The sequence below is a fragment of the Curtobacterium sp. PvP017 genome (assembly GCF_054060195.1).
The window spans coordinates 746,181-772,014 of the sequence record NZ_JBSSCY010000001.1 but is presented as its reverse complement, the minus strand read 5'-3'; the positions used below and the strand labels follow the sequence as shown (position 1 = coordinate 772,014).

Genomic DNA, 25,834 nt, shown 5'->3' with positions numbered 1-25,834 from the left:
TGCGGCGCGACAGCCGGTCACCGAGCGGTCAACACGGCACGGGATGGCCGCCGCCGCACCGTGCGCCGCCGCACCGTGCTCCACCGGATCAGCGGCGGACGACCGCCTCGACCAGGGCCGCGATGGTCTCACCGGGATCGACGCCCGGCAGTGCGGGGCCGTCGAACACGATGCCGACGTTCGCCCCGATCAGCACGGTGGCGAAGGTGTCGAGCGGCATGCCGGCGTCGACCTCCGGGTGCGCCCCGAACCACAGCCGTACCAGCTCGTGCACACCGTCCTGCAGCACCCGTCGCTGCCGCACGAACTCGGGCAGGAAGTCCGGGTGCCGGATCGCGTAGGCGCGGAACTCCGACAGCAGGGCGAACTGTGCGCGCTGGTCGTGCCGCCCGAAGGCCGCCCGGACGACGTCGCCGATGTCGGTCGCCGCGATGTCGGCGCGGACGAGTTCGCGCAACGACTCGAGCACCAGGTTCGTCCCGCGCTGCATGACCTGCGCGAGCAGGTCCTCCTTCGACGAGAAGTTCGAGTAGACCGCGCCCTTGCTGAACCCGGCACGGGCGGCGACGTCGTCGAGCCGTGCACCGTGCACGCCCTGTTCGGCGAAGACGGCGGCGCCGGCGGTGAGCAGGCGCTCTCGGACCTCGGCGCGTGGTGTCCGCGGCGTGGGGGAGTCGGAGACGTCGTCGTTCATCGTTCCTGCAGGGGCGGGGCACCGGGATCGGAGGGCGCGGAGCGCTGGGGGCGGGAGACCTGCCGCGCCGCGCGTCTGAACCCGCGCGGCATCAGCGAAGCCCCCATCACCACGTCTGCGCGGAACCGCCGCGTTCGGGTCGCGTCGGTTCGGTGCTGACGACATGAGCCGGGTCGATACCCGACGGTAGCGATGCTACGCCGGAGCCCGGACAGATGACACCCCTCAGCCGTCGAACGAGGAATCCGTCGACGTGTCGTGTTCCTCGCGGACGCTGCCAGCCCCGGTGCGTCGTCCGGGGCGTCGGAGCAGCCGGAGTGCGTCCGGTCGCAGGCTCCGCCCACGCCGCAGCAGCGAGCCGAGCGTCGACTTCGGCTGCCAGTCGCGGCCGTTCGGCAGCCCCCAGCCACGGCGGACGGCACCCCACCGGAGTCCGAGTGACAGCGCGATCGCGGCGACGATCCCGATCGTCGGCGAGCCGAGCGCGGACGCGACGACCATCACCGCCGACGCCGCGACGGCCACGGTGGCGTACAGGGCGTTCCCGCCGAACACCGCGGGCACGCGGCGGAGCAGCAGGTCGCGCATGGCGCCGCCGCCGACCGCGGTGATCGTCCCCATGATGATCGCGGCGGGCCACTCCAGGCCGGCGTCGTAGGTGCGCTGCACCCCGACCACCGCCCAGAAGCCGATCACGGCCGCGTCGAGCACGGTGAACAGGCGGTCCCAGGTGATCTCGGAGAACGACACGAAGAAGGCGATGAGCGCGCCGGCCAGGGCGACCGGCACGTAGAGCGGGTCGACGAGCGCGACGGGCGGCCCGTTCTGCAGCAGGGTGTCGCGCAGCATGCCGCCGCCCAACCCCGACACGAACCCGACGACCAGGAAACCGAACAGGTCGAAGTCCATCGCCCGGGCGATCGATCCGCCGAGCAGGGCGGACGCGAACACCCCGGCGAGGTCGAGCACGTTCGTGACCGACGCCAGGCCCTCGACGGACAGCAGGTTCATGAGAACCATCAAACCCCACGCTGGACGACTGGCGGGCCGAACGGCGGTTAGGTTAGCCTCACCTACGTCATGCTCGCCACCCTCGTCATCGGCCTCCGTGAAGGCCTCGAAGCGACGCTCATCGTCGGCATCATCGCCGCGTTCCTGCGTCGCAACCGTGTCCCCCTCGCCCCCATGTGGTTCGGCGTCGGGGTCGCCGTCGTGCTCAGCATCGCCGTCGGGTTCGGCCTGCAGGTCGTCGAGCAGGCGCTGCCGCAAGCGCAGCAGGAGGGCATGGAGGCGGTCATCGGCATCGTCGCCGTGGTCTTCGTCACCGGCATGATCGTCTGGATGCGCACCCACGCGCGCACGCTGACGAAGGAACTCGAGGCGAGCGCGACCGAGGCGCTCGGCCGCGGTACCGCGTGGGCACTGGCCGGCATGGCGTTCCTCGCCGTCCTCAAGGAGGGCTTCGAGACCGCGGTCTTCCTCCTCGCCACCTTCCAGGCATCGTCCGACACCGGCCTCGCCGCCCTCGGTGCCGTCATCGGCATCGCCGGCGCCGTCGTCGTCGGGTACGGCATCTACACCGGCGGCGTCCGGCTGAACCTGTCGAAGTTCTTCACCGGCACCGGGGTCTTCCTGGTGTTCGTCGCCGGCGGACTCGTGCTGACGGTCCTCCGCCGGGCGCACGAGGCCGGCTGGGTCGTCATCGGGCAGCAGCGCACCGTCGACCTGTCCTGGCTCGCCCCGAACGGTTCGGTGCAGGGCGCCCTGGTCACCGGCGTCCTCGGCATCCCGCCCGACCCTCGGGTCATCGAGGTGCTCGGCTGGGTCCTGTACGTCGTGCCCGTCCTGGCGTTGACGCTCTGGCCCCGCGCCTGGCGTCCGTCAGCGGCACGCGTCCCCGTGGTCCGCGCCTCCGTCGCCGGCGCGCTCGCTCTCGCAGCCGCGGCACTGGCGGTCGCCGTGCCGACGGGCGGGGTCGACCTGCCGCGCACCGCTGCGGTCGGCGGCGACGCCACGTCCGTCTCGGCGGACGTCCACGGAGCGTCCGGCGTCCTCCGCGTGGCCGGCACCACCACCGGCCAGGAGGCGCGGCTGACGTTTCCGACGTCGGCCCACCGCCGCGTGACCCGCGCGGGCGTGGCCGCCGACCGGTGGCGGATCCGCACGTCGGCCACCGCCGCGGACCGCCCCGCGACGCTGACGCTCGACGACCTGGTCGACCTGTTCGGCCGGATCCCGGTGGGCGTCTCACCGTCGACGAACCCCGGTCCGTTCACCGCCCGGTGGGCGGTGCGCGACACCGTGACCCTCTGGACGGTCGGTGGTGGGGTCCTGGACGCCACCCGCGACGAACGCACGGTGCTGACGCTGAGCGACGGGGGCCTCCCGTCCGCGCGCACCACGACCCTGGACCGCCCCGTGTGGTCCGTCCCCGACTCCCGCGTCGAGCGGTCCGCCACTGCGGTGGCGACCGCGGACACGCGGGCCGCCGAGCTGCTGCTCTGGAAGGCCTGGCTGCCGATCGCCCTCGGCGTCGCGGCCGCCGCCCTGGCACTGCTCGCACTCCGTGACCGCCGTCGTCGGATGGCACCCGTGACCCCCACCCCCGAAACCGTCCCGACACGCGGCCCACCCGCCGGGGACCCTGCAAGGAGCAACGACTATGCCGTTCGGTAAGCCCCCCGTTCGACCCCTGATCACCCTCGGCGCCCTCGGCGTCGTCACCGCCCTCGCACTCGCCGGCTGCGCGAGTTCCGACGGTGCGTCCGACAGCTCCACCGACGCCGCGAAGGTCTCCCGCGTCACCATCACCCTGACGAACGACGGCTCGGACCAGTGCAAGGTCTCCGAGACGAAGGTGCCGGCCGGCCCCGTCACGTTCTCGGTGGAGAACGAGTCCTCGACCGCCATCACCGAGGTCGAACTCCTGCAGGACCAGCGGATCCTGGGCGAGAAGGAGAACCTCGCACCCGGGCTCGACGCCGTGCAGTTCACCGCGACCCTGACCGGTGGGAAGTACCAGGTGTACTGCCCCGGAGCCGACACCGAGCTCACCGACTTCACCGTCACCGGCAAGGTCGCCTCGACCGCGAACAGCAGCGCCGCCACCCTGCTCGACGAGGGCACGAAGGGCTACGCCGACTACGTCGACGGCCAGGTCACCGACATGGTCACCGCGGTGCAGCAGCTGCAGGAGGACGTCGACGCGGGCGACCTCGACGCCGCGAAGACCGACTACGCCAACGCCCGCCCGTTCTACGAGCACGTCGAGAGCGACGTCGACGGCTTCGTGAAGAAGGGCTTCAAGGCGACCGACAACGCCGGCAACCTCGACTACCTGATCGACATGCGCGCGTCGAACCTCGACCCGGCCGTCGGCTGGAGCGGGTTCCACGCCGTCGAGAAGGACCTGTTCCAGGCGGGGGAGATCACCGCCTCGACGAAGAAGACCGCCGCCGACCTGACCGAGAACGTCCAGCTGCTCGCGAAGCTCGTCCCGACCTTGGACTACAAGCCGGAGGATCTGGCCAACGGCGCGGCCGGCCTGCTCGAAGAGGTCCAGTCGAACAAGGTCACCGGCGAGGAGGAGGCGTACAGCCACATCGACCTCGTCGACCTCGCCGCCAACGTCGAGGGCGCCCGCCAGGCCTTCGCCTACCTCAAGCCGGGCCTGACGAAGCTCGACCCGACGCTGACGAAGCAGATCGCGAAGCAGTTCGACGCGACGAACACGCTGATGGACGGCTACCGGAACGCCGACGACCTCGGCGGCTTCGACACGTGGGACGTCGCGACCAAGAAGTCCGACGCCAACACGGTCTCGCAGCAGATCCAGGCGCTGCAGGACCCGCTGTCCCGCCTCGCCGAGAAAGTCGCCACCGCGTGACGCACCCCGACGACGACCGCGCAGCCCGTACCGGGGTCTCCCGGCGCGGGCTGTTCGGCGCGGGACTCGCCGCGGCCGGAGCCGGTGCTGGCGCCGCTGCCGGCATCGGCGGCGCGACGGCCGCGACGGGTGTCAACCCGTTCACGGCGGCCGCGAACGGCGACGAGTCCATCGACCTGTCGCAGAGCCACCCGTTCTACGCGACCGCCGCACGGCAGCCGCAGGGCGGTGTGGAGACCGCGCCCCAGCGGTACTGCGTGTTCATGACGTTCGACCTGTCCACGAGCGTCACGACCGAACTGCAGGTGCTCCTCGCCCGCTGGTCGGCGGCGATCGCCCAGCTGCAGGCCGGCAAGACCGTCGGCAGCGTCGAGCCCGCCCATGGTGACGGCGTCGGCGCGGACACCGGTGAGGCGCTCGACCTCGGGCCGGCGTCCCTGACCGTCACCGTCGGACTCGGCCCCGGCGTCTTCGACGAGCGGTTCGGGCTGGCCGACAAGCGACCGGCCGCGCTCGCCGACGTCCCCCGCTTGCCGAGCGACAACCTGCAGGCCGGACTGACCGGCGGCGACCTGTCGTTGCAGGCCTGCGCCGACGACCCCCAGGTGGCGTACCACGCCGTCCGCGACCTGGCCCGGATGGCCCGCGGTACCGCGACCGTGCGCTGGACGGTGCTCGGCTTCGGCCGCGCGTCGGCCGGCCCGCACCAGTCGACGCCGCGCAACCTGATGGGCTTCAAGGACGGCACCCGGAACATCACCACGGACGAGGACCACGACCGCTTCGTCTGGGTCGACGAGCCGGGCGACGGTGCGGCGTGGATGACCGGCGGCACGTACCAGGTGGTGCGGAAGATCCGGATGAACATCGAGATCTGGGACGCCGACGTCGTGAGCGACCAGCAGCGCGTGTTCGGCCGGACCAAGATCGAGGGCGCACCGCTGTCCGGTGGGACCGAGCACACGACGCCGGACTTCGCGGCGACCGGCGCGGACGGCGACGCGAAGATCGATGCGACGTCGCACATCGCCCTGGCCGCCCACGAGGCGAACGGCGGCGTGAAGATCCTGCGCCGTCCGTACAACTACACGGACGGCCTGAACGAGTACGGCCAGCTCGACGCCGGGCTGCTGTTCCTGGCGTACATGAACGACCCGGAGCACTTCACGCAGCTGCAGCGGAAGCTCGGCGCCTCGGACCGACTGAACGAGTACATCTCGCACATCGGGTCCGCCGTGTTCGCGATCCCGCCGGCACCGCGCAAGGGGTCGTACATCGGCGAGCAGCTGTTCCGCTGAGCGTGCACGGCGCGCGCTGACGTCGCCGGGAGGGTGGGCACCCTCCGCCGTTTCCCTGGAGGCGGAGGGCGCCCGCGTCGCGGAGTCTCGTCGAACGGAACCACCGCCGACCTGAGAGGCGACCCGGCGCGACGCGTCGCGATGCGACATGGCCGAGAGTACCCCGCGGATCCCCGGATCCGCAGTGCCGGTGCTGCTATGGGACAGGGAGCGCGGCAGCGGATCCGCGCGCGGTGCGCGACGGACGTGATCCGTGCCTCCCGGAACGTCGGAACGGGCCGGCCCACGGTGGTGGGACGGCCCGTTCGGGTCGGACTGGAGGCTCGGCCTCAGTCCGTCCGGACGCTCGCGTCGGTCCGTGCGCGCTTCCGGCGCACGGCGACGAGCGCTGTGGTGCCCGCCAGGAGGAGCAGGCCCGCCGCAATCCCCGGCACGGTCAGGTCCGCACCCGTGTAGGCGAGGTCACCGCCGGCGTTCGTGGAGTCGGACGGGTCGCCCGCCAGGTCCGTGCCGGTCCCGGTGCCCGCTCCGGGGGCGCTGCCGGCACCCGGGCCGTCCCCGTTCCCCGCGCCCGGGTCGGCCGGCTCCGTGGGGTCGGTCGGGTCCGTGGGCTCGGTCGGGTCGGTCGGGTCGACGGCCGCGGCGAGCGGGATGGTCACGGCGAGCGTGATCGTCTGGCCGCCTGGCAGGGTGACGACGAGCGGCTCGTCCGTCGTGGCGGCGGCACGGGCAGCCGTCCGGACCGTCGCTGCGTCCGCAGTCGACTCGGTGGTCGGCACGGCGAAGGTCACCGTCGCACGACCCTGCTCGTCGTTCGTGTCGGTGATCGTCGGGTCGATCTCGGCGGTGGCGAGCTCGACGTCGCCGGCGCTGACCGACACGGTGCCGGCCGCGGCGGGGTCGTCGGTGCTGAAGACGAGCGACGACAGGTCGACCGTGATCTCGTCTCCGGGCCGGAACCCGCCCTCGGGGGTCGGCGTGACCGTGGCGCCGACGGCACGCTGGTCGGACGGCGGCGTGACCGTCGGGTTGGCCAGGAAGTAGTCGACCTGCGCCTGCAGGTCGACCTGGCCCGAGTCGGCGATGTTGGTGCCGGTCGCGAAGGCGGCGAAGTTGTCGCCACCGGTCGACAGGAAGGAGTTGACCGTCACCTTGAGGGTGTCGTCGAGGGCGATCGGCTCGCCGTCGAGGGTCATGCCGGTGATGCGTTCGCCACGGCCCTTCGCGGGGTCGTAGGTGTACGCGAAGCCGTCCGAGACGCCGAGCTTGAGGAACGGACGCGGCAGGCCGTCCGGCTGCCACTGCTGCTCGAGGGCGTCCTTGATCTGCTGGCCGGTCATGTCCTCGGTGACCAGGGTGTTCGCGAACGGCTGGACGAGCGCGGCTTCCTTGTAGGTCACCGTGCCGTCGGGGTCGCCCGCGCCGCTCGACGCGTAGAGCATGTCCGTGCGCAGGCCACCGGGGTTCATGAAGGCGACCTGTGAGCCGTTCCGCTCGGTCGCGGAGCGCTGCACCTCGGCGATGGAGTTGCCCAGGACGGACTCGCCACCGCGGTTCTCGGTCGTGCGGTCCGACTGCACCGCACGACGCAGGTCGCCGGTGATCTCGCCGAGCTTCTTGCTGCCCTCGACGTCGGCGACGGCCTTCGCAGCCGTCACGATGTCGGCCACCGCGTCCACCGAGGTGGGGTCGGCCGGCACGCGGGTCGCACCGTTGACCGACTTGACCTCGGACGTGATGCCGGTGAGCTGCTTGTCGGCGTCGACGGTGAGCTGCAGGTGTCCGTAGTTCACGCCGTAGGAACCGGTCTGGATCACCGGACGCTTCGTGCCGTCGGGACCCGCGATCGAGTGGTTGTACGTCGCGTGGGTGTGCGCCGACACGATCGCCGACACCTTCGACGAGACGCCCGAGGTGATCGCGCCGAACACGCCGGAGCCGGTCGCGTCGGCGAGCGCGTTCGTCGGTGCGCCCTCGTGGACGAGCAGGACGAGCACGTCGGCTTCTCCGTTGGTGTCGACACCGTCCGTGAGCTGCTCGGCGTACTTGTTGACCTGGCTGACGATCGGGGCCATCGCGAGGCCCTCGACACCGCCGGGGCTGACGAGCCCCGGGATGAGGTCCTCGGTGGTCGCGCCGATGAAGCCGACCTTCACGCCGCCCTTCTCCACGATGGAGTACGGCTCGAACGCGGGGTCGGTCGTGCCCTCCTCCACGATGTTCGCCGAGACGTACGGCCAGTCGGCCCGGTCCTCGATGCGGCCGGTCAGGTCGTCCTGGCCCTTGTCGAGCTCGTGGTTGCCGATCGCGCTGACGTCGAGGTCCATCGCGTTGAGTGCGTCGATCGTCGGGGTGTCCTGCTGGATCAGCGAGGTGAACGTCGAGGCACCGACGTTGTCGCCGACGCTGGCGAAGATCGTGTTCGGGTTGGCCTCGCGGTACGACTGCACGACGCCGGCGAGCTTTGCTGCGCCCGCGGCCTTGTCGACGGCGGTGCCCTCGGACTCGATGCGGCCGTGGAAGTCGTTGACGTCGATGATGTCGATCGTCGTGTCGCCCTCGGCGGCGACGGCGGTGGAGGGGACGGACAGTGCGACGAGCACACCCGCGGTGGCGAAGGCCGCGCCGCTGGCGATGCGCCGTCGGCGGCGCGGAGAGGAGTGGAGGTTCATCGTCGGAGAACCTATGAGGACGCACAGCCGACCCGCCAGTGTCACCTCGAAGTCGTCACACGACGTTCACATGAGCAACACCTGTCGTGCTGCTCCGTCAGTCCGTGGCGATGAGGGGGCGGAGGGTGCGGTGGGCGATGCGCAGCCCCTCGAGGACCTTCTCGTCCGTGCCACCCCAGAGCGGGTCCTCGTGCTCGACGGACAGGGTGCCGTCGAAGCCGGCCTCGTACAGACGGTCGACGACGTGCGGCCAGTCCACGACCCCGCGGCCCGGCACCCGGAAGCGCCACCATCCCATGTCCCACGGGTCGTCGCCCTTGTCGACCTTGCCGAAGAAGCCGTACTCGTTGCGCTTCGCGGGGAAGAGCTCGAGGTCCTTCGCCTGCGCGTGCACGATGTGCTCGGCGAACGGCAGGATCGTCTCGACCGGGTCGATGCCGATCCAGGTCAGGTGCGACGGGTCCCAGTTCAGCCCGAAGCCGAGTCCGGTGACCCAGCCCCAGAGCTCGGGGGAGTACGCGATGTTGCCGGGGTACCCGTCGGGGTGCCAGCCCTCCATGACGCAGTTCTCGATGATCAACCGCACGCCCCGCTCGCCGGCGTAGTCGACGAGTTCGGGCAGCACCCGGTCGCCCTCGGCCATGTTCTCGCGCACGGACTTCGTGGTGTCACGGCCGATGAACGTGCCCACGTACGGCACGCCGAGCACCTGCGCGGTGTCGATCGCGTGCCTGAGGTGGGTGCGGACCTCCTCGCGCCGGGCGAGGTCGTGGTGCAGGTTGTTCTCGTAGTACGCGAGTGCCGAGATCTCGAGCCCGGTGCGCTCGAGCAGGTCTCGGGTCGTCGCAGCGTCCTCGTCGGTGAACGTCGCCACCGGCAGGTGCGCCGCCTCGAAGTCACGGCCACCGGTGCCCGGCCACACGCCGACTTCAAGGCGCTCGTAGCCCTGCTGCTGGGCGAAGCCGGCGATCCGATCGAGCGACCAGCCGGGCAGACAGGCCGTCAGCATGCCGAGCTTCACCGGATCTCCCGCCAGGTGGTCTCGGCGGCGCTGCCGATCACGGCGTCGATGATGTCGGCGGAGCGAGCGCCGTCCGCGAAGGTCGGCAGGCCGTCCGGCGCCACACCGGTGCGGACCGCGGTGTAGGTGTCGGCGACGAAGGCGGCGAACGCGTCGAGGTACCCCTGCGGGTGGCCGGACGGCACGATGGCCAGACGCCGCTGGTCCGGGTACCCCTGCGACGGGTCGCGCACGACGATCTGCGCGCCGCGCTCGTTGCCGAACCACGCGGATTCGGGCTGCTCCTGGTCGAAGGCAGCACTGCCGCGGGTGCCGTCGACCTCGAACCACAGGCGGTTCTTCCGGCCCGAGGCGACCTGCGAGATCACCACGTTGCCGATCCGGCCGGTGCGGGTGCGGAACGTCGCGACCGCGGTGTCCTCGGTGGTGACCTCGGCCCGTTCGGCGGCATCGGCGACCGGGTCGGGATCCGGTGAGCCGGAGAACGAGGGGCCCGATGCCGCGGGCCGGGTCGGGTACACGATGTCGGTCGCCGCGGACACCGAGGTGAAGCGCTCGCCGGTGACGAACTCGACCAGGTCGCACCAGTGCGAGCCGATGTCGGCGAACGCCCGGGACGATCCGCTCGAGGTCGGGTCGACCCGCCAGCTCGAGGCGTCCTCGTCGAGCATCCAGTCCTGCAGGTAGTGACCGTGCACGGCGAGCAGCCGGCCGAGTTCCCCGTCGGCGATGCGCGCGCGGATCTCGCGGACCATGGGGTGGTAGCGGTAGACGAACGGCACCGTGGCGACCACGCCGGCGTCGGCAGCCGCCGCGACGAGTTCGGCGGCCTGCGCCGGGTCGATCGCGAGGGGCTTCTCGCACACCACGTTGATGCCGGCGGCGATGACCGCCATGGCCTGCGGGTGGTGCTGGTCGTTCGGCGTGCAGATGTGCACGACGTCCGGGGTGTCCGCGATCACGTCGTCGAGCGAAGCGTACCCGCGCGGCAGGTCGAGCTGCGCCGCGACCTGGTCGGAGCGTGACGCGTTCCGGCCGAGCACGCCGAGCACCTCGGCACCCGCAGCCCGGGCCGCGCGGGCGTGGACGCCCGCGATCATGCCGGTGCCGACCACGACGACGCGGAGGCGTCGTCCTTCGTACCCACTGCTCATGGTGCTCCCTCGCGCCGGACTGACACCACCGTAGCGGCCCGGCCATCCACCGGGGCCGATGAGTACCGTCGGGGGCATGTCGAGCCTCCAGACCAGCCTGCTCATCCTCGGAGCCAGCGGCGACCTGTCCAAGCGCCTGCTCCTGCCGGGTCTCGCGACCCTGCTCGAGGTCAAGGACGACTGGGACGTCCAGCTCATCGGGGCGGGTGTCGAAGACCTCTCCGACGCCGACTGGAAGGCGCAGGTGCGCGAGTCCTTCGAGAACGCGCAGGCGTCGAAGAACGAGGGCGACGAAGGCGCGGAAGGGGAGACGTCGCTGTCCGCGCGGCTGCAGGCAGTCATCGACGCGTCCTCGTACCGCAAGGCCGACGTCACGAGTCCCCACGACCTGCGCGCGCTGCTCGGGGCGTGCGACCACGACCCCGCGATCTACTTCGCCCTGCCCCCGGCCGTGACCGAGAAGAGCTGCGAACAGCTCGCCCACCTCGACCTGCCGAAGCGGACCCGCCTGGCGCTCGAGAAGCCGTTCGGCACCGACGCCGCCAGCGCCGAACACCTGAACGACCTGCTGCACTCGTTCATCCCCGAGGAGCGCATCCACCGGGTCGACCACTTCCTCGGTCGCTCGACGGTGCTCAACCTGATCGGGCTGCGCTTCGCGAACCGCATCATCGAGCCGCTGCTGTCCTCGCAGCACGTCGAACGCGTCGACATCGTGTACGACGAGACCCTCGGCCTCGAAGGACGCGCCCGCTACTACGACAAGGCCGGCGCCCTCACCGACATGATCCAGAGCCACCTGCTCCAGGTCATGGCGGTCGTGGCGATGGAGGCGCCGGCGTCGATCGACGCCGACGACCTGCGGACCCAGAAGGAGCTCGTGCTCCGCGCCGTCCGGCCGTGGGGCGGGGACGTCGTCGCCGCCGGCAAGCGCGCCCGCTACACCGCGGGCACGGTCGGCGACCGGAAGCTGCCGTCGTACGCCGACGAGGACGGCGTCGACCCGTCGCTCGGCACCGAGACCCTGGCCCAGCTGACCCTCGAGATCGCGAACTGGCGATGGGCCGGAGTGCCCTTCACGCTGCGGTCCGGCAAGGCGCTCGCGAAGCAGCGCCGCGAGATCGTCATCACGTTCAAGGACTCCCCGCAGGTGCCCGTCGGTCTGTCCGGCGCCGCGCAGCCGGACCGGCTCCGGATCTGGATCGCCCCGGACGAGATGCAGCTCGAGCTCAACGTCAACGGCCCCGGCGACCCGTACACGATCGACCGCACCAGCCTCGAGACGACGTTCAACCCCGGACGGCTCAGCGCCTACGGCGAGGTCCTGGCCGGTGTGCTCGAAGGTGACGCGACCCTGTCGGTCCGTGGCGACAGCGCCGTGCAGGGCTGGAAGGTCGTCGGGCCGTTCCTCGACGCGTGGAAGGCCGGCACGACGCCCCTCGACGAGTACCCGGCCGGCTCGAGCGGTCCTGAGGACTGGGACAACATCGACGCCTGACCCGGACGGCGGCGTACCGTCGGACGACGTGACCACCATCGACGACGTCCTGCAGACCGTTCCCGAACCCGCCGGCGCCGACATCCGTGTCGAGCCCGTCCACTACGACCACGAGGGCACCGACCTGCTCGGCGTGCTCGCGAAGGACGCGGCCATCGCCGGGCCCCGCCCCGCCGTCCTGGTGGTGCACGACTGGCACGGCGTGAACGAGCACGTCGAAGCGCGCGTGACGATGCTCGCCCGCCTCGGCTACGTGGCCTTCGGCGCGGACATCTACGGCGCCGACGTCCGGCCCGGTGACGACACCGCCGGCCAGGTCGCCGGTTCGTACTACCAGGACCTGCCGCTGCTCCGGGCACGCGCCACCGCCGGACTCGAGCGGCTGCGGCAGGACCCCGACGTCGACTCCGCCCGCATCGTCGTCATCGGCTACTGCTTCGGCGGCTCCACCGCGATCGAGCTCGCACGCACCGGCGCCGACCTGGTCGGAGCAGTGTCGTTCCACGGCGGCCTCATCACGCACGACCCCGCCGACGCCTCGGCGATCCGGGCGAAGCTGCTCGTCCTGACCGGCGGAGCGGACCCCGTCGTGCCCGACGACGCCGTGCACGCCTGGCAGGACGAGATGCGGACCGAACCCGGCGTCGACTGGCAGGTCGTCACGTACGCCGGGGCCATGCACGCGTTCGCCGTTCCCGGCACCGATGCCCCCGACCACGGCGCCCAGTACCAGGAGCGCGCGGACCGTCGATCGTGGCAGGCCCTGCGTGTGTTCCTGGCCGAGGTGTTCGGCGAGGAGGCCGCGGCGCTGTGACGTCGGGGGCTCGGCTGTCGCCTCGCGACACGCCGAGTGGAGCGGTCGGGTGGCCTCGATTGGCGCCCGGGCCGGAGCTGTTGTAGAGTCTTCCACGGCCGCAAGGCCACGCGCTCGTAGCTCAATGGATAGAGCATCTGACTACGGATCAGAAGGTTGGGGGTTCGAGTCCCTTCGAGCGCACAGTGCCGGTTGAACGGCATGACACCGAACAGACGAAGGGCCCCGGCGGATTCCGCCGGGGCCCTTCGTCGTTGGTGGTGGCTCGTGCGCAAGTTCGAATGTTGCATTCGAAGTCCTTGGGGTTCGGGTGCGTCCGGGTCTACCTTCCTGCAGGCATGAGAGGCAGTGATGACTGAACTGGCCGAACTCGACATCTTCCGTGTCGAGGTCGATCGCGCCCTCGCGGTCGGCCCCTTCGCAGAACTCGTACTCGAGGTGGTCGACGTCGACGGACACTGTCCTGTCGTCGTTGCACTCGAGCACGAACGCCTGCCGGTGCTCCTGCGTCGGATCGAGAACGTCGGCGGGTACGCCAACGTCTTCGTGCGGGCGGAGCGAGGCATCCGTCGGATCGCCGTCATGGACGTCGACGGTGCGCTCGACGTGCATGCAGCAGAGGACATGCGCGAACCCAGCGAGCAACCCAGCTCGTCGAGCACCGTCGGAGCGTTCCTCGACTACCTGGCGCACTGCGCTGGGGGCATCGTGCTCTCGGCACGCTTGGCGACTGCCACGCACGGCGCTCTTCCCGCTCGGCAGGTGGAGATCGTCAGCGTCTGACCCGCTTCAGATCACCGACGCTGACGCCCGAGCAGCGCGATCCCCAGCACGACCAGGGCCACGATGACGAGCCCGACGACGACGAGCGGGGGAAACAGGTCGACCGACGCGGTGTCGTGGCAGTCGACGTTCCCGACAGCACAGGAGGCGAGGACGGTCGTCGAGGTCATGGTCCGAGTGAAGCACGGCGAGGTTGGATGGGGAACATGACGACGACGTCCGTGTTCGAACAGGTCCCACCAGCGCAGTGGGTCGCGGACGACGAGTTCGTCTTCGCGATCCTCGATGCACACCCGGTGTCATCTGGTCACACGCTCGTCATCCCGAAGCGGCGGATCACCAGCTGGTTCGATGCGACCGGGGGAGAGCTCGCCGCGATGACCCGGATGGTGGCGCTGCTGAAGGCCCGGCTCGACGAGCAGCACCACCCCGACGGCTACAACGTCGGGTTCAACGACGGGTCCGCCGCCGGCCAGACCGTCTTCCACGCCCACCTGCACGTCATCCCGCGCTTCGATGGCGATGTTCCGGCGCCGGCAGGCGGAGTGCGGCACGCCGTCATCGGGCGCGGGCACTACTGAGCGCGGTGGCCAGTGGCCAGTGGCCAGTGGCCAGCGGCCAGCGGCCGGTGGAAGGACGGGGCGTCGAGTCAGCCCCAGGGGTGGATCGTCGAGTCGATGACGCCGGACAGCGCGAGGGCTCCGGGGACGAGCACGCCGAACAGCGTCAGCGTCGCGCCGATCAGGATGGCCGCGAACGCCAGTCCGTCACCGCGCTCGCCGGTCCGTCGGACCTCGTGCCGCGCGATGAACCCGACGACGACGCCGCCGATCGGGGCGACGAAGGCGAGCGCGATCGCCACGACGGCGAGGAGGCTCAGCGGGGCGAGTGCGGGCGTCCCGTCCGTGCTCGGGGCGGAGGTGGCGGGTGCGGGGGTGGCCGGCGCGGAACGCTCGGGGGCGAGGTCGGTCACGGGTGTCTTCCGTTCAGTCGGCGCACGTGCTGAACTGCGGGCGTGCGAGGTCCGGCCCAAGAGTAGAGGGACGGCGCCCGCAGCGGAGGCCCGCGTTCGGGGTCCAGCTGGCCAGTCGCCGCGACTTCGTGAGCAGAAATGGTCGGGTTCGTCGACAGGACTCGACCATTTCTGCTCACGAAGCGCTCGCGCTCAGCGCTCACGAAGCGCCCAGCTCAGCGCCCGAGCGCCGTGAGCTGCTTCTGCAGCCCACGCTCGAGGTACGGCTCCAACGACGTCGCCCACGTTGCCGTGATGTGCGTCGTGTCCCGGTAGACCAGCACGCCGCCGATCACCGCGGGGCACGTCGTCTCGGTGCAGTAGTAGTCGGTCAGGTCGATGACCCCGGCTCGTCCTCCGGCGGCCTTGAACGCCCGCACGGCCTCGATCGACGAGTCGGTCTGGGCGAGGGCCTCGGAGCGGGGCCGGTCGCACGACGCGTTCGTCGGCCCGGACATCTTGCTCACGCACGCGATGACGTCGGGTCGGGGGACCGGGTTGTCGCGGATCGCGATGACGGGGAGCTCGTCGCCTGCGGCCTGCTCCCAGGCGTCGACGAGGCCGTTGCGGGTCGCGATGTCGCGGGAGGGGCCGGCCGGCAGGCTGACGGGCATCTGCGTGGCGGAGTGGGTGACGACCAGCGCGTCGGCGTCGCGGTGGGCGCGGACGTAGTCGATGGCCGCGTGCTTCCAGGCGTTGCAGCCGCGCAGCGACCCGGCGTTCACCGAGTTCTGCTGCGCCGTGGTGAGGTAGCACCCGCCGATGCCGGCCAGGTCGATGCGCCACCCGTTGTCGTCGGCGATCTTCTCGTAGGCGCCGAGCAGGGCGTTGCTGTGCGAGTCGCCGATGACGATCAGGTGCTTGGACCAGCCGGTCGCCTTGCCGAGCACGCAGGTGCGGAAGGTGCCGCTCCAGCACTCGGGGCGGTTCGCGTCGTCGTCCTCGGCAGCGGCGGGGTCGGGGACGCGCGTGTCGGCCAGTGCCGGGTCGACACAGGGGTCGGCGGAGCTGATCCGAGCTGCTGCGCCGATGCAGGACTCGTCGTGCTGCGCCCGTTCGGTTGCGAGCTGCTTCGTGAGTTGCTTGGTGGCGCCTTCCGCGTGGACCTCCTGCACGTAGACCGCGGTCAGGGTCGAGGCGCCGAGGGTCACGACCGTGAAGGTGCAGATGACGCCGAGGGCGACGACCCCGCGGGGCCGCAGGTCACGCAGCCAGCTCGAGAACCGGACGGGTTCCTCGAACCAAATGGTCGTGGCTGCGGCGAGCCCGACCGACACCAGGAGCACCGAGGTGCTGGTCGCCCAGTCGAGCGGGCGCCCGAGCATGATCGGCAGGATCACGACGAGCGGCCAGTGCCACAGGTACAGGGCGTACGAGATCCGTCCGGTGAACGCGACCGGACCGAGCGCTCCGATCGACTCGAACACGGTGCGTCCGCCGAACAGCACCACGAGGGTCGCGCCAGCGACGGGGAGCAGCGCGGCGATACCGGGGAACGGCGTCTCCGCCCCGATGACGAACAGCGACAGGACGAGGGCCACGGCGCCGATGCTCGTCAGGATCATGCGCACTCGTCGGGCGACCTCGGTGCGGACCTCGGGCAGGTGCACGGTCGCGGCGAGGCCGCCGAGCGCGAACTCCCACGCCCGGGTGCCGGTGGAGAAGTACGCGACGCCGGGGTTCGTGCTGCTCTGCACGATGCTCCACACCAGGGACAGGACGACGACCGCACCGAGCAACAGTCGTGCGGAGGTCAGCGTCGAGAGGCGACCGCGCACGGCCACCGCCAGCCCGATCAGCAGCAGGGGCAGGACGATGTAGAACTGCTCCTCGACCGACAGCGACCAGAAGTGCTGGAACGGCGAGGGGTCGTCGGCCGAGGCCAGGTAGTCGACCGAGTTCGCCGCCAGCTCCCAGTTCTGCAGGTAGACGGTCGACGCGATGAGCTCGCGGCCGTACTGCCCCCACAGCGCGCTCGGAACGGCGACGAGCACTGCGGCGCCGGTGGTCAGGATGGTGAGGAGCGCGGCGGGCAGCAGGCGTTTGGCCCGGCGTGACCAGAACCGGCCGAGGTGGATCGTGCCGGTGGCGAGCTGTTCGCGCAGCAGGAGTCCCGTGATGAGGAACCCGGAGATCACGAAGAAGACGTCGACGCCGACGAAGCCGCCCCGCAGGGCGTGCGGCCACAGGTGGTACACGACGACGGCCAGCACCGCGAAGGCGCGGAGGCCCTGGATGTCCCACCGCGTCGTGTCGCGCGCGCGGTGCGCGGGGCCCCGCTCGCCCGGCGTTGCAGTGTTCACTGCGACGATCCTACGAGAAGCGCGTCATGCCCTGGGACGGCATGCGAGAAGACGGGAGGCCCGTGGCGGTCCCGCCACGGGCCTCCCGTCCGTCGTTCGCTCGCCCCCACCCCGCGAGGTTCCGAGATCTCGGAACCTCGCGGGCACGCACCGTCCTGATCGGAACCTCGACGGAACGCACGCGGGGTGTCATGGAACCTCGGCAGCACGCAGGCGGGGTGTCGCGGAACCCGGGCAGAACCCCGACGGAACCGCGCGCAGCGTCAGACGGTCGCGCGCACCTCGGCCAGCGACGGGTAGTCGGTGTAGCCCTCGGCGCCCGCGCCGTAGAAGAGCTCGGGGCGGGGCTCGTTGAGCTCCGCGTCCTGCTCCCAGCGGTGGGCGAGGTCCGGGTTCGCGATGGCGGGACGGCCGACGGCGATCGCGTCGGCGATGTCCTGGTCGTGGACGACGGTGATCGCTTCCTCACGCGTGGTCATCGCGCTGAAGCCCGAGTTGACGATGAACGGTGCGCCCGCGGTGCGACGGACGTGCTGCACCAGGTCGCCGGTCGGCTCGGCGTGCAGGACGTCGATGAACGCGAGTCCGAGCGGTGCGAGGCCCTCGGCGATCGCCGTGTAGGTCGCGCGGACGTCGGCCGCGTCGTCCTCGATGACGCCCTGGATGCCGTGCTCGGGCGACAGGCGGATGCCGGTGCGGTCCGCGCCGACGGCTTCGGCGACGGCGGTCGTGACCTCGATCGCGAAGCGGGCGCGGTTCTCGGGGGAGCCGCCGTACTGGTCGGTGCGGGTGTTCGACACCGGGGACATGAACTCGTGCACGAGGTAGCCGTTGGCGCCGTGGACCTCGACGCCGTCGAGTCCGGCGGCGATCGCGTTGCGGGCGGCCTGCGCGAAGCCCTGCACGGCGTCCTGCACCTCGGCGGTGGTCAGCTCGTGGGGGACGGGCATGTCGGCCTTGCCGGTCGCGGTGTGGGTCTGTCCGGGGGCGGCGATGGCGCTCGGGGCGACGATGCGCGGCGTCTGCGAGATGTCCGGGTGGGAGACGCGGCCACCGTGCATGAGCTGCATCACGATGGTGCCGCCCTCGGCGTGCACGGCGTCGGCGACGCGGCGCCAGCCGGCGATCTGCTCGTCGGTCTCGATGCCGGGCTGCCCGGGGTAGGAGCGGCCTTCCTGCACGGGCCAGGTGCCCTCGGTGATGATCATGCCGAGGCCCGCACGCTGACGGTAGTGCTCGACGAGCAGGTCGTTCGGGATCCCGTGCTCGCCGGCGCGGGTGCGCGTGAGCGGGGCCATCACGACGCGGTTCGACAGGCGCAGGGCGCCGAAGGAGGTGGGTTCGAAGAGCTTCACGAGGGGAGCAACGTCGTGTTGCTCGGTGCAATTCCCGCCGTCAGTCGCGCGGGCACACCAGGGTCGAGGAGCGGACCTGGCCCTCGGGGCGGATCACCTGGTGCAGCGAGAGGGGCTTGCCGCAGATGGGGCAGCCGCGGTCCACCGACCGGTCGTCGACGCCCTCGGGGTGGCCGGCGCCGATCTGTGACGGACCCATCTTGTTGATGAGCGTCGTGTTCCACCGTTCGTACCACTTGCCGAAGCGACCCACGGTGCATCCTTTCGTTCGTGCACGAACCATTATGGCACCATCGGCCGCAGATCACACCTGGTCGACACGATCCAGTAGCTCGGTCAGGTCGTCCTTGAGTGCCTCGAGGCGTTCGAGTGGCCAGCCGAGCCGGTCGGCGACGGCCAGCGGGACCGCTCGGGCCCGGTCGCGCAGTGCCCGCCCAGCCGTGGTGAGCGAGACCTCGAGCTGTCGTTCGTCCGCTGCGCTGCGGGTCCGGCGGACGTAGCCCGATGCCTCGAGCCGCTTGAGCAAGGGGCTGAGGGTCGCCGAGTCGAGCCGGAGCTCGCCGGCGATCTCGCGCACCGACCGCGGGTCCCGCTCCCAGAGCGCGAGCATCACGAGGTACTGCGGATGCGTCAGGCCCATCGGTTCGAGCAGGTCGCGGTACAGCCCGATGACGCTCCGGCTCGTCGCCGCGAGGGCGAAGCAGAGCTGCCGGTCGAGCGCGAGCGGGTCGGGATCGGTGGTCATGTGCCCACGATACCGTTCGCCCACGAAGTGTTCTCGGGGCGCTGTGGGCTCGCGGGTCGATGCGACAAGATCGACGTCGTACGACATCGATCTTGTCGCACTGGCGCGGACGCAAGAGTTGCAGGCGCTCCGGGTCGCGGGTCGCGGGTCGCAGGTCGCCGGGCGCGGGGTGGGCGCACGCACGGGAGGCCCGGTGCCGGTCTCGTGGACCGGCCCCGGGCCTCCAGGCTGGGTGCGTCGACTACGCGCGGTGCGCGGGCGGGTGCCCCGAGTCGTGCGCGTTGGCGTCCGGCGCCACGGGGAGGGCGTGCGACCCCGTGTGGGTGTCCTCGTGGCCGGGCTGGCCGGCGACCGGGTGCGACCGCTCGAGCTTCGCGCCCTCGACGTCGACGTCCGGCACGATCCGGTCGAGCCACTTCGGGAACCACCACGCGCTCTGGCCGAGCAGGTGCATCGCAGCCGGGATGAGCAGCATGCGGACGACGAACGCGTCGATGAGCACACCGAACGCCAGCCCGAAGCCGATCGGCTTGATGGTGGAGGAGTCCGAGAAGATGAAGCCCGCGAACACCGAGATCATGATGATCGCCGCTGCCGTGACCACCGCGCGACCGGCGTGCAGCCCGCGCTGGACCGCGACCTTCGCCGAGGCGCCGTGGGCGTAGGCCTCACGCATGCCGGACACCAGGAACAGCTGGTAGTCCATCGCCAGGCCGAACAGGATGCCGATCTCGATGATGGGCAGGAAGCTCAGGATCGGCGCCGGATCGTGCACGCCGAACACGGAGCCGAGCCAGCCCCACTGGTAGATCGCGGTCAGGCCACCGAAGGACGCCATCACCGACAGGATGAAGCCCGCCGTCGCCGTGATCGGGACCAGGAAGGACCGGAACACGATGATCAGGATGATGAGCGACAGGCCGACGACCACCACGAGGTAGAGCGGCAGGACGTTCGACAGCTTCTCGGACACGTCGATGTTGGCCGACGCGTTGCCCGCGACGCCGAGCGAGACGGTGCCGTCGTCGGTCGTGACGGTCTGCTCACGTAGGTCCTTCACGAGGTTCTCGGTCGAGATGCTGTCCGGTCCACCGGCCGGCTTCACCTGGAACGCGATGATGTCGCGGTCCGACGAGGTGCCGATCGGCAGCACGGCCTTGACGTCGTCGTTCTTCGCCAGGGCCCCGCCGATGGTGACCTCGGTCGCGGTGACGTCGGACTTGCTGATCGATTCGGGCAGCGTCGCGACGACGAGCAGCGGGCCGTTCTGGCCGGCGCCGAACTCCTCGTCGAGGGCCTTGTACGCCTTGTACTGGCTCGAGTCGACGGACTCGGACGCGCCGGTCGGCAGGCCGAGGCGCATCTGCGTCGCGGGGAGCGCGATGGTGCCGAGCACGGCGACGCCGGCGACGAGCGTGACGATCGCGCGCCAGGTCTTCATCGGCTTGTTCGGCACCCGGGTCGAGCCGGTGTTGCCGATCTTCGCGCGCTCCTTCTTCCGCAGGATCCGCATCCCGATCAGGGACAGCAGTGCCGGCGTGAAGGACGTGGCGATGAGGATCGCGAAGAACACCGCGACCGCACCGACGGTGCCCATGAGGCCGAGGAACGGGATCCCGGTGATGTTCAGCGCGAGCAGGGCGACGATGACGGTGGCGCCGGCGAACACCACGGCGTTGCCCGAGGTGCCGTTCGCGAGGCCGATGGACTCGTGCACCTGCATGCCCTGCTTCAGCTGGGTGCGGTGTCGGTTCAGGATGAAGAGCGAGTAGTCGATGCCGACCGCCAGGCCCAGCATCACCCCCAGCACGGGCGTGACCGAGATGAACTCGACCAGGCCGGAGAACGACAGCGAGGCGAGTGAGGCCACACCGACACCGAGCACGGCGCTGACGAGCGGGATCGCCGCACCGATGATCGTGCGGAGCATCAGGAAGAGCACGAGCGCGGCGATGATGACACCGACGATCTCGCCCGGGCCGAGGATCGACGGCACACCCTGGGCGATGTCGTTCGACACGTACACGTTGACACCGCTGATGTCGGCCGAGTCGGCGTCGTCCGCGATCGCCGTCTTCGTGTCGGCGGGGACCTCGTAGGTCGACTTGGTGAACTGGACGGTGCCGATGACCGCGCTGCCGTTCGACGACACGAAGCGGACGTCCTTCGACAGGTCGAGGAGCTTCGAGCCCTGCTCCAGCTCCTCGGCGCTGTCGTCGAGCTTCTTCGTGTTCGCGTCGATCGTCTTCTGCGCGTCGGCGATCTGCTGCTCGCCGGCGTCGATCTGCGCCTGCTGGGCGTCGATCTGGGCCTGCGCCTGCTGGAGCTGCGCCGCCGCGGCCTGCGCCTGCGCTGCCGGGACCGCTGCGGAGCCGGCTGCCTGCGCCTGGGCCTTCTGCGCGTCCAACTGCGCCTGCGCGTCGGCGATCTGCTGCTTGCCGGACGTCAGCTGCGCCTTCTGGGCGTCGAGCTGGTCCTGTCCGGTCTCGAGCTTCGCGCGGCCGTCGGTGATCTCCTTGCGGCCGTCGACGATCTTCTGGCGCTGCTCGTCGAGCTGGTCCTGGGTGTCGAACCCGCTCGTCGCGCCCTTGACGCCGTCGAGCTTCTCGACCTCGGCCAGGAAGTCCGCGACCTCCGACTTCTGCGCGTCGGTGAACGCCTTGCCGTTCTTCGTCTCGAAGACGATCGTGCCGTTGCCGCCGTTCGCGGACGGGAACTTGTCGGCGAGCTCGTCCTGCACCTGACTCGTCTTGGTGTTGGGGATCGAGATCGCCGACGAGATCGTGCCCGAGAACAGGCTGTAGGTGACGCCGGCGACGGCCATGATCACCACCCAGGTGATGATCACGAGCCAGTGGCGTCGTGCGGAGAACCGTCCGAGACGGTAGAGGAGACCGGCCATGCGGTTGCCCCGTTCCTTTCGTTGCAGGTGCTGTGTGGAGCGGGGTGCGCCGGTGGACCCCTGGGAGGGAAGTGTCAGTCGGTGGGCATGTAGCCGCTGCGGACGCTGTGCACGAGTCGTGCCAGCAGGGCGTCCCAGTCGGCGACGGACTGCTCGTCGACCGAGGGGCCGGAGGTGGCCAGCCAGTGTTCCGCGATCACGACGATGCCGCTCATGAGCGACTCGACGAGCAGGGCGGCGTCAAGGGGATCGGCCGCCGGGTAGCGGCGTGCGACCTCGTCACGGAGTCGCTCGGTGACCCGTGAGAACGCCGTCTGGGTGAGGACCGCGGCCTTCGGGTCGTCCTTGCCCGGGTCGCCGAGGATCCGGTACATGCTCGAGATCGCAGCCGCCAGGTCGGCACCGCGTGCGGCGGACTCGAGCTCGTCGAACATCGAGGCCCGGCTGCCGTCGCCGATCGGGGTGCGCGCCATGTCGGCGAGGAACCGGTCGATGATCACGGACAGTTCCTGCTCGCACACGGCCAGCAGGACCTCGTCGAGCGAGGCGAAGTGGTTGAACACCGTGCGCCGGGCGATGTCGGCCCGCGCCGCCAGGTCGTCGACGCTGAACTCACGGCCGCCGCGTTCGTCGATCAGGTCACGAGCGGCCTGCAGGATCGCCGCGCGGTGCTTCGCCTTGAGGGCGGCGCGGCGGTCGGTCGTGAGGGTCACAGATGAGAACACTAGGTGCATCGATGCACTCGGTGCAACGAGCAGGAGTACATCTTCAGGTTCGTACCCCGCGGTGGAAACACGGTTCTGAACAGATGTGCACGTGGTTGACTGCACCCAGCACGACCGCCGGTGCGACCGGCGGCGCGACCGCCAGCACGCCCGCCGTACGAAGGAGTACCCGATGCCCGTCCGCCTGTCCCCGGAGACCCTCGACGAGATCGCCGCGAGCGGCGTCGCCGTCCCGACCTACGACCGCAGCGGGATCACCGCCGGCATCGTGCACTTCGGCGTCGGCGGCTTCCACCGTGCGCACCAGGCGATGGTGATCGACCGACTGCTCCAGCAGGGCGAAGCGCGTGAGTACGGCATCTGCGGCGTCGGTGTCCTCGAACAGGACCGCCGGATGGCCACCGCGATGGCGGAGCAGGGCGGGCTCTACACGCTCGTCCTCAAGCACCCGGACGGCACCCGCGAGTCCCGCGTCGTCGGCAGCATCGTCGACTACCTGCTCGCGGTCGACGACCCGGACGCCGTGGTCGAGAAGATGGCGCACCCGGACACCAGGATCGTCAGCCTGACCATCACAGAGGGCGGCTACAACTTCGACCACGTCACCGGCGAGTTCGTCGCGGACGAACCCGGGGTCGCGGCCGACCTGCGCGGTGACGGACCACCCCGCACGGTGTTCGGCCTCGTCGTCGAAGCCCTACGTCGGCGGCGTGACCGCGGCGAGCAGCCGTTCACCGTGATGTCGTGCGACAACATCCAGGGCAACGGCCACGTCGCCCGTGACATGTTCACCGCCTACGCGCGCCTGCAGGACCCGGCGTTCGCGGACTGGATGGACGAGCACGTGTCGTTCCCGAACTCGATGGTCGACCGCATCACGCCGGTCACCGCCGACGAGGACCGCGCCTGGGTCCGCGACGAGCTCGGCATCGAGGACGCCTGGCCCGTCGTCGCCGAACCCTTCTTCCAGTGGGTGCTCGAGGACGACCACCCCGCGGGGCGCCCGCCGTACCAGGACGCCGACGTGCAGATCGTCGAGGACGTCGAGCCGTACGAGCTCATGAAGCTCCGGCTGCTCAACGCCTCGCACCAGGGCCTGTGCTACTTCGGGTACCTGTCCGGGTACCGCTACGCCCACGAGGCCACGCAGGACCCGGCGATCGCCACCTTCCTGCGCCGGTACATGGACGAAGAGGGCTCGCCGACCCTGCACCCCGTGCCCGGCATCGACCTCGAGGACTACAAGTCCACCCTCATCGAGCGCTTCCAGAACCCCGAGGTCCGCGACACCCTGGCCCGGCTCTGCGCCGAGTCGAGCGACCGGATCCCGAAGTGGCTGCTGCCCGTCGTGCGCGAGAACCTCGCCGCCGACCGCCCCGTCACGCTGTCCGCCGGCATCGTCGCGTCGTGGGCGCGCTACGACGAGGGCACGGACGAGTCCGGCGAGCCGATCCAGATCGTCGACCGGCTGGCCGAACCGCTGCACCGCATCGCGCTCACCCAGCGCGACGACCGGCTCGCCTTCATCGCGAACCGCCAGGTCTTCGGCGACCTGATCGACGACGAACGGTTCGTCGCGGCGTACCGCGACGCCCTCGACGGGCTCATCGCCGACGGCGCCCACGCCACGGTCGAACGCTTGTCGCGTTCCTGACGCGAGTCGCGCCCTGCCCGCGACCGGATGGCGGACGGGAGGCCCGTGGCGGCGTCGCCACGGGCCTCCCGTCCGATGCCGGTCGCGTCACGGGCTATGGTCGCGTCGTGAACCGGATCGACCGCCTGTACGCGCTCGTCGAGGAGCTCCGCGCCGCCGCGCCCGCCCTGCGGAGCGCGCGCCGACTCGCCGAGCGGTTCGGGGTGAGCGTGCGCACGGTGGAGCGGGACCTGCTGACCCTGCAGCAGGCCGGCGTGCCGATCTGGGCCGAGCCCGGCAGGACCGGCGGGTACACGATCGACGCCCGTGCGACGCTCCCGCCGCTCGGGCTGACCGTCGACGAGGCGCTCGCGGTGGCGATCGGCCTCGGCACGCTCGGTTCCAGCCCCTTCCGGGACGCGGCTCGCAGCGCCGCCCGCAAGGTCACCGCGGTGCTGGCCGAGGACGACGCCCGACGGGCAGCGCGGCTCGCGAGCCGGGTGCACCTGCTCGAGTCGGGGGAGCGCACCCCTGCTCCCACGGCGCTCGCCGGTGCACTGACCGGCGGGCGCGTCGTCCGGATGCGGTACCGCGACGCAGCGGGCGCGGAGACCGATCGCGTCGTCGAACCGCTCGGGTACATCGGGAAGGGCGAGGACTGGTACCTCGTCGCTTGGTGCCGGTTGCGTGACGGCGTCCGGGCATTCCGTGGTGACCGGGTGCTGGCGGTCGAGGAGACCGACGAGCCGGCACCGCCACGGGTGGTCCACCTCGACGAACTCGACATCCCGCACGGCGTGCTGCGTCCGGTGCTCGGCGACTGAGCCGCCCGATCCGCGTGCTGATCCACCGAAACACCGACAGGACGCTGTCGCGGGGGTCCCGCAGGCTCGACGAGTCCGGTCACGGTGGCCGGCCAGGAGGGCTCACCATGCAGTTCGCATCCATCCGGATCATCACCGACGACCTCGACGGGATGGTGCGGTTCTACGAGCTGGTCACCGGCACCACGGCACGGCGGCCGGCCCCGGTCTTCGCCGAGATCGTGACTGGGGGACTGGTCCTGGCGCTCGCGACGCCCGCGACCGTGGCGATGCTCGGACCGGCTGCGCCGGAGCCCGGCACGAACGGCGGCGTGTTCCTCGAGTTCGTGGTGGCCGACGTCGACGCCGTGTTCGCAGCGCTGCGTGGTGACCTCGACGACGTGGTGCTGCCGCCGACGACGATGCCGTGGGGCAACCGGTCGGCGCTGTTCCGCGACCCCGACCGTAACCTCGTGAACCTCTTCAGTCGCCCTGCCTGAGCATGTATTCTGTCAGTCACTGACAGAATCGAGTGC

Annotated in this window: 23 protein-coding genes and 1 tRNA gene; 11 read left to right on the top strand and 13 right to left on the bottom strand. The window is 70.8% G+C overall.

What is annotated here, in order from left to right:
* Positions 1 to 88 precede the first annotated feature (88 nt).
* Both ACVKXF_RS03755 and ACVKXF_RS03750 read right to left on the bottom strand, forming a co-directional pair.
* Complete coding sequence (locus ACVKXF_RS03755; RefSeq protein WP_123314164.1) at positions 89 to 694, bottom strand: TetR/AcrR family transcriptional regulator; 606 nt, start codon at positions 692 to 694, stop codon at positions 89 to 91.
* 225 nt (positions 695 to 919) lie between these two features.
* A complete protein-coding gene (locus ACVKXF_RS03750; protein ID WP_456794875.1) occupies positions 920 to 1,714 on the bottom strand; it encodes a trimeric intracellular cation channel family protein in 795 nt (264 codons plus the stop codon).
* A gap of 60 nt (positions 1,715 to 1,774) precedes the next feature.
* On the opposite strand from ACVKXF_RS03750, the gene efeU reads away from it, so the two are divergent.
* Genes efeU through efeB form a run of 3 tightly spaced genes read left to right on the top strand, consistent with a single transcriptional unit; the run spans position 1,775 to position 5,878 of the window.
* On the top strand, positions 1,775 to 3,370 hold the full coding sequence (gene efeU, locus ACVKXF_RS03745) for an iron uptake transporter permease EfeU (RefSeq protein WP_456794874.1): 1,596 nt from the start codon (positions 1,775 to 1,777) through the stop codon (positions 3,368 to 3,370).
* Positions 3,357 to 4,580, top strand: coding sequence for an iron uptake system protein EfeO (gene efeO / locus ACVKXF_RS03740; protein ID WP_456794873.1), 1,224 nt, complete (start codon positions 3,357 to 3,359; stop codon positions 4,578 to 4,580). The genes efeU and efeO overlap by 14 nt, the downstream gene beginning before the upstream one ends.
* Positions 4,577 to 5,878, top strand: coding sequence for an iron uptake transporter deferrochelatase/peroxidase subunit (gene efeB / locus ACVKXF_RS03735; protein ID WP_456794872.1), 1,302 nt, complete (start codon positions 4,577 to 4,579; stop codon positions 5,876 to 5,878). The genes efeO and efeB overlap by 4 nt, the downstream gene beginning before the upstream one ends.
* 329 nt (positions 5,879 to 6,207) lie before the next feature.
* On the opposite strand, the gene ACVKXF_RS03730 is transcribed toward efeB, so the two are convergent.
* From ACVKXF_RS03730 to ACVKXF_RS03720, 3 genes are all read right to left on the bottom strand, one after another.
* A complete protein-coding gene (locus ACVKXF_RS03730) occupies positions 6,208 to 8,550 on the bottom strand; it encodes a bifunctional metallophosphatase/5'-nucleotidase (protein WP_456794871.1) in 2,343 nt (780 codons plus the stop codon).
* A 97-nt stretch (positions 8,551 to 8,647) separates the two neighbouring features.
* Positions 8,648 to 9,571, bottom strand: coding sequence for a sugar phosphate isomerase/epimerase family protein (locus ACVKXF_RS03725; protein WP_456794870.1), 924 nt, complete (start codon positions 9,569 to 9,571; stop codon positions 8,648 to 8,650).
* The gene (locus ACVKXF_RS03720) at positions 9,568 to 10,725 is read right to left on the bottom strand and encodes a Gfo/Idh/MocA family protein (protein WP_456794869.1); all 1,158 of its coding nucleotides are present in this window, start codon (positions 10,723 to 10,725) and stop codon (positions 9,568 to 9,570) included. Before ACVKXF_RS03720 ends, ACVKXF_RS03725 begins: the two co-directional genes overlap by 4 nt.
* 76 nt (positions 10,726 to 10,801) lie before the next feature.
* Here ACVKXF_RS03720 and ACVKXF_RS03715 point away from each other — a divergent pair, with 76 nt between their 5' ends.
* From ACVKXF_RS03715 to ACVKXF_RS03700, 4 genes are all read left to right on the top strand, one after another.
* Complete coding sequence (locus tag ACVKXF_RS03715; protein WP_340196769.1) at positions 10,802 to 12,223, top strand: glucose-6-phosphate dehydrogenase; 1,422 nt, start codon at positions 10,802 to 10,804, stop codon at positions 12,221 to 12,223.
* A gap of 28 nt (positions 12,224 to 12,251) precedes the next feature.
* Complete coding sequence (locus ACVKXF_RS03710) at positions 12,252 to 13,037, top strand: dienelactone hydrolase family protein (RefSeq protein WP_340196770.1); 786 nt, start codon at positions 12,252 to 12,254, stop codon at positions 13,035 to 13,037.
* Positions 13,038 to 13,147: 110 nt separating this feature from the next.
* Positions 13,148 to 13,220 (top strand) — tRNA-Arg (locus tag ACVKXF_RS03705).
* A 168-nt stretch (positions 13,221 to 13,388) separates the two neighbouring features.
* Entirely contained in the window at positions 13,389 to 13,820 is a 432-nt protein-coding gene (locus tag ACVKXF_RS03700; protein WP_456794868.1) for a hypothetical protein, read from the top strand.
* 11 nt (positions 13,821 to 13,831) lie between these two features.
* Here the strand turns inward: ACVKXF_RS03700 and ACVKXF_RS03695 are convergent, their stop codons facing one another.
* Positions 13,832 to 13,990, bottom strand: coding sequence for a hypothetical protein (locus tag ACVKXF_RS03695; RefSeq protein WP_456794867.1), 159 nt, complete (start codon positions 13,988 to 13,990; stop codon positions 13,832 to 13,834).
* Between the two features lie 36 nt (positions 13,991 to 14,026).
* On the opposite strand from ACVKXF_RS03695, the gene ACVKXF_RS03690 reads away from it, so the two are divergent.
* Positions 14,027 to 14,401, top strand: a complete 375-nt coding sequence (locus ACVKXF_RS03690; protein ID WP_456794866.1) for an HIT family protein — start codon at positions 14,027 to 14,029, stop codon at positions 14,399 to 14,401.
* A gap of 68 nt (positions 14,402 to 14,469) precedes the next feature.
* On the opposite strand, the gene ACVKXF_RS03685 is transcribed toward ACVKXF_RS03690, so the two are convergent.
* The 7 genes from ACVKXF_RS03685 to ACVKXF_RS03655 all read right to left on the bottom strand — a co-directional run bounded on the left by ACVKXF_RS03685 (position 14,470) and on the right by ACVKXF_RS03655 (position 22,850).
* Positions 14,470 to 14,793, bottom strand: a complete 324-nt coding sequence (locus tag ACVKXF_RS03685) for a DUF4190 domain-containing protein (protein WP_456794865.1) — start codon at positions 14,791 to 14,793, stop codon at positions 14,470 to 14,472.
* Positions 14,794 to 15,008: 215 nt separating this feature from the next.
* Entirely contained in the window at positions 15,009 to 17,135 is a 2,127-nt protein-coding gene (locus ACVKXF_RS03680) for an acyltransferase family protein (protein ID WP_456794864.1), read from the bottom strand.
* Positions 17,136 to 17,398: 263 nt separating this feature from the next.
* Positions 17,399 to 18,490 carry an alkene reductase gene (locus tag ACVKXF_RS03675; protein WP_340196776.1) on the bottom strand — a complete coding sequence of 364 codons (1,092 nt, stop codon included), beginning with the start codon at positions 18,488 to 18,490 and terminating at the stop codon, positions 17,399 to 17,401.
* A 40-nt stretch (positions 18,491 to 18,530) separates the two neighbouring features.
* The gene (locus ACVKXF_RS03670; protein ID WP_173169183.1) at positions 18,531 to 18,743 is read right to left on the bottom strand and encodes a hypothetical protein; all 213 of its coding nucleotides are present in this window, start codon (positions 18,741 to 18,743) and stop codon (positions 18,531 to 18,533) included.
* 51 nt (positions 18,744 to 18,794) lie between these two features.
* Positions 18,795 to 19,235, bottom strand: coding sequence for a MarR family winged helix-turn-helix transcriptional regulator (locus tag ACVKXF_RS03665; protein ID WP_123314145.1), 441 nt, complete (start codon positions 19,233 to 19,235; stop codon positions 18,795 to 18,797).
* A 241-nt stretch (positions 19,236 to 19,476) separates the two neighbouring features.
* Positions 19,477 to 22,137: an MMPL family transporter gene (locus tag ACVKXF_RS03660; protein ID WP_456794863.1), complete on the bottom strand. Its 2,661-nt coding sequence runs from the start codon at positions 22,135 to 22,137 to the stop codon at positions 19,477 to 19,479.
* Between the two features lie 74 nt (positions 22,138 to 22,211).
* Positions 22,212 to 22,850 carry a TetR/AcrR family transcriptional regulator gene (locus tag ACVKXF_RS03655; RefSeq protein ID WP_456794862.1) on the bottom strand — a complete coding sequence of 213 codons (639 nt, stop codon included), beginning with the start codon at positions 22,848 to 22,850 and terminating at the stop codon, positions 22,212 to 22,214.
* 184 nt (positions 22,851 to 23,034) lie between these two features.
* Here ACVKXF_RS03655 and ACVKXF_RS03650 point away from each other — a divergent pair, with 184 nt between their 5' ends.
* The 3 genes from ACVKXF_RS03650 to ACVKXF_RS03640 all read left to right on the top strand — a co-directional run bounded on the left by ACVKXF_RS03650 (position 23,035) and on the right by ACVKXF_RS03640 (position 25,798).
* The gene (locus ACVKXF_RS03650) at positions 23,035 to 24,516 is read left to right on the top strand and encodes a mannitol dehydrogenase family protein (RefSeq protein ID WP_456794861.1); all 1,482 of its coding nucleotides are present in this window, start codon (positions 23,035 to 23,037) and stop codon (positions 24,514 to 24,516) included.
* Positions 24,517 to 24,623: 107 nt separating this feature from the next.
* Positions 24,624 to 25,319 carry a helix-turn-helix transcriptional regulator gene (locus ACVKXF_RS03645; protein WP_456794860.1) on the top strand — a complete coding sequence of 232 codons (696 nt, stop codon included), beginning with the start codon at positions 24,624 to 24,626 and terminating at the stop codon, positions 25,317 to 25,319.
* 107 nt (positions 25,320 to 25,426) lie between these two features.
* Positions 25,427 to 25,798, top strand: coding sequence for a VOC family protein (locus tag ACVKXF_RS03640; protein ID WP_456794859.1), 372 nt, complete (start codon positions 25,427 to 25,429; stop codon positions 25,796 to 25,798).
* The last annotated feature ends 36 nt before the right edge of the window (positions 25,799 to 25,834 follow it).

Coding starts and splice junctions, on each gene's coding strand:
- ACVKXF_RS03755 (WP_123314164.1), bottom strand. CDS start 694: ATGAACGACGACGTCTCCGACTCCCCCACGCCGCGGACACCACGCGCC.
- efeO (WP_456794873.1), top strand. CDS start 3,357: ATGCCGTTCGGTAAGCCCCCCGTTCGACCCCTGATCACCCTCGGCGCC.
- ACVKXF_RS03715 (WP_340196769.1), top strand. CDS start 10,802: ATGTCGAGCCTCCAGACCAGCCTGCTCATCCTCGGAGCCAGCGGCGAC.
- ACVKXF_RS03730 (WP_456794871.1), bottom strand. CDS start 8,550: ATGAACCTCCACTCCTCTCCGCGCCGCCGACGGCGCATCGCCAGCGGC.
- ACVKXF_RS03690 (WP_456794866.1), top strand. CDS start 14,027: ATGACGACGACGTCCGTGTTCGAACAGGTCCCACCAGCGCAGTGGGTC.
- ACVKXF_RS03695 (WP_456794867.1), bottom strand. CDS start 13,990: ATGACCTCGACGACCGTCCTCGCCTCCTGTGCTGTCGGGAACGTCGAC.
- ACVKXF_RS03660 (WP_456794863.1), bottom strand. CDS start 22,137: ATGGCCGGTCTCCTCTACCGTCTCGGACGGTTCTCCGCACGACGCCAC.
- ACVKXF_RS03700 (WP_456794868.1), top strand. CDS start 13,389: ATGACTGAACTGGCCGAACTCGACATCTTCCGTGTCGAGGTCGATCGC.
- ACVKXF_RS03750 (WP_456794875.1), bottom strand. CDS start 1,714: ATGGTTCTCATGAACCTGCTGTCCGTCGAGGGCCTGGCGTCGGTCACG.
- ACVKXF_RS03665 (WP_123314145.1), bottom strand. CDS start 19,235: ATGACCACCGATCCCGACCCGCTCGCGCTCGACCGGCAGCTCTGCTTC.
- ACVKXF_RS03650 (WP_456794861.1), top strand. CDS start 23,035: ATGCCCGTCCGCCTGTCCCCGGAGACCCTCGACGAGATCGCCGCGAGC.
- efeU (WP_456794874.1), top strand. CDS start 1,775: ATGCTCGCCACCCTCGTCATCGGCCTCCGTGAAGGCCTCGAAGCGACG.
- ACVKXF_RS03720 (WP_456794869.1), bottom strand. CDS start 10,725: ATGAGCAGTGGGTACGAAGGACGACGCCTCCGCGTCGTCGTGGTCGGC.
- ACVKXF_RS03640 (WP_456794859.1), top strand. CDS start 25,427: ATGCAGTTCGCATCCATCCGGATCATCACCGACGACCTCGACGGGATG.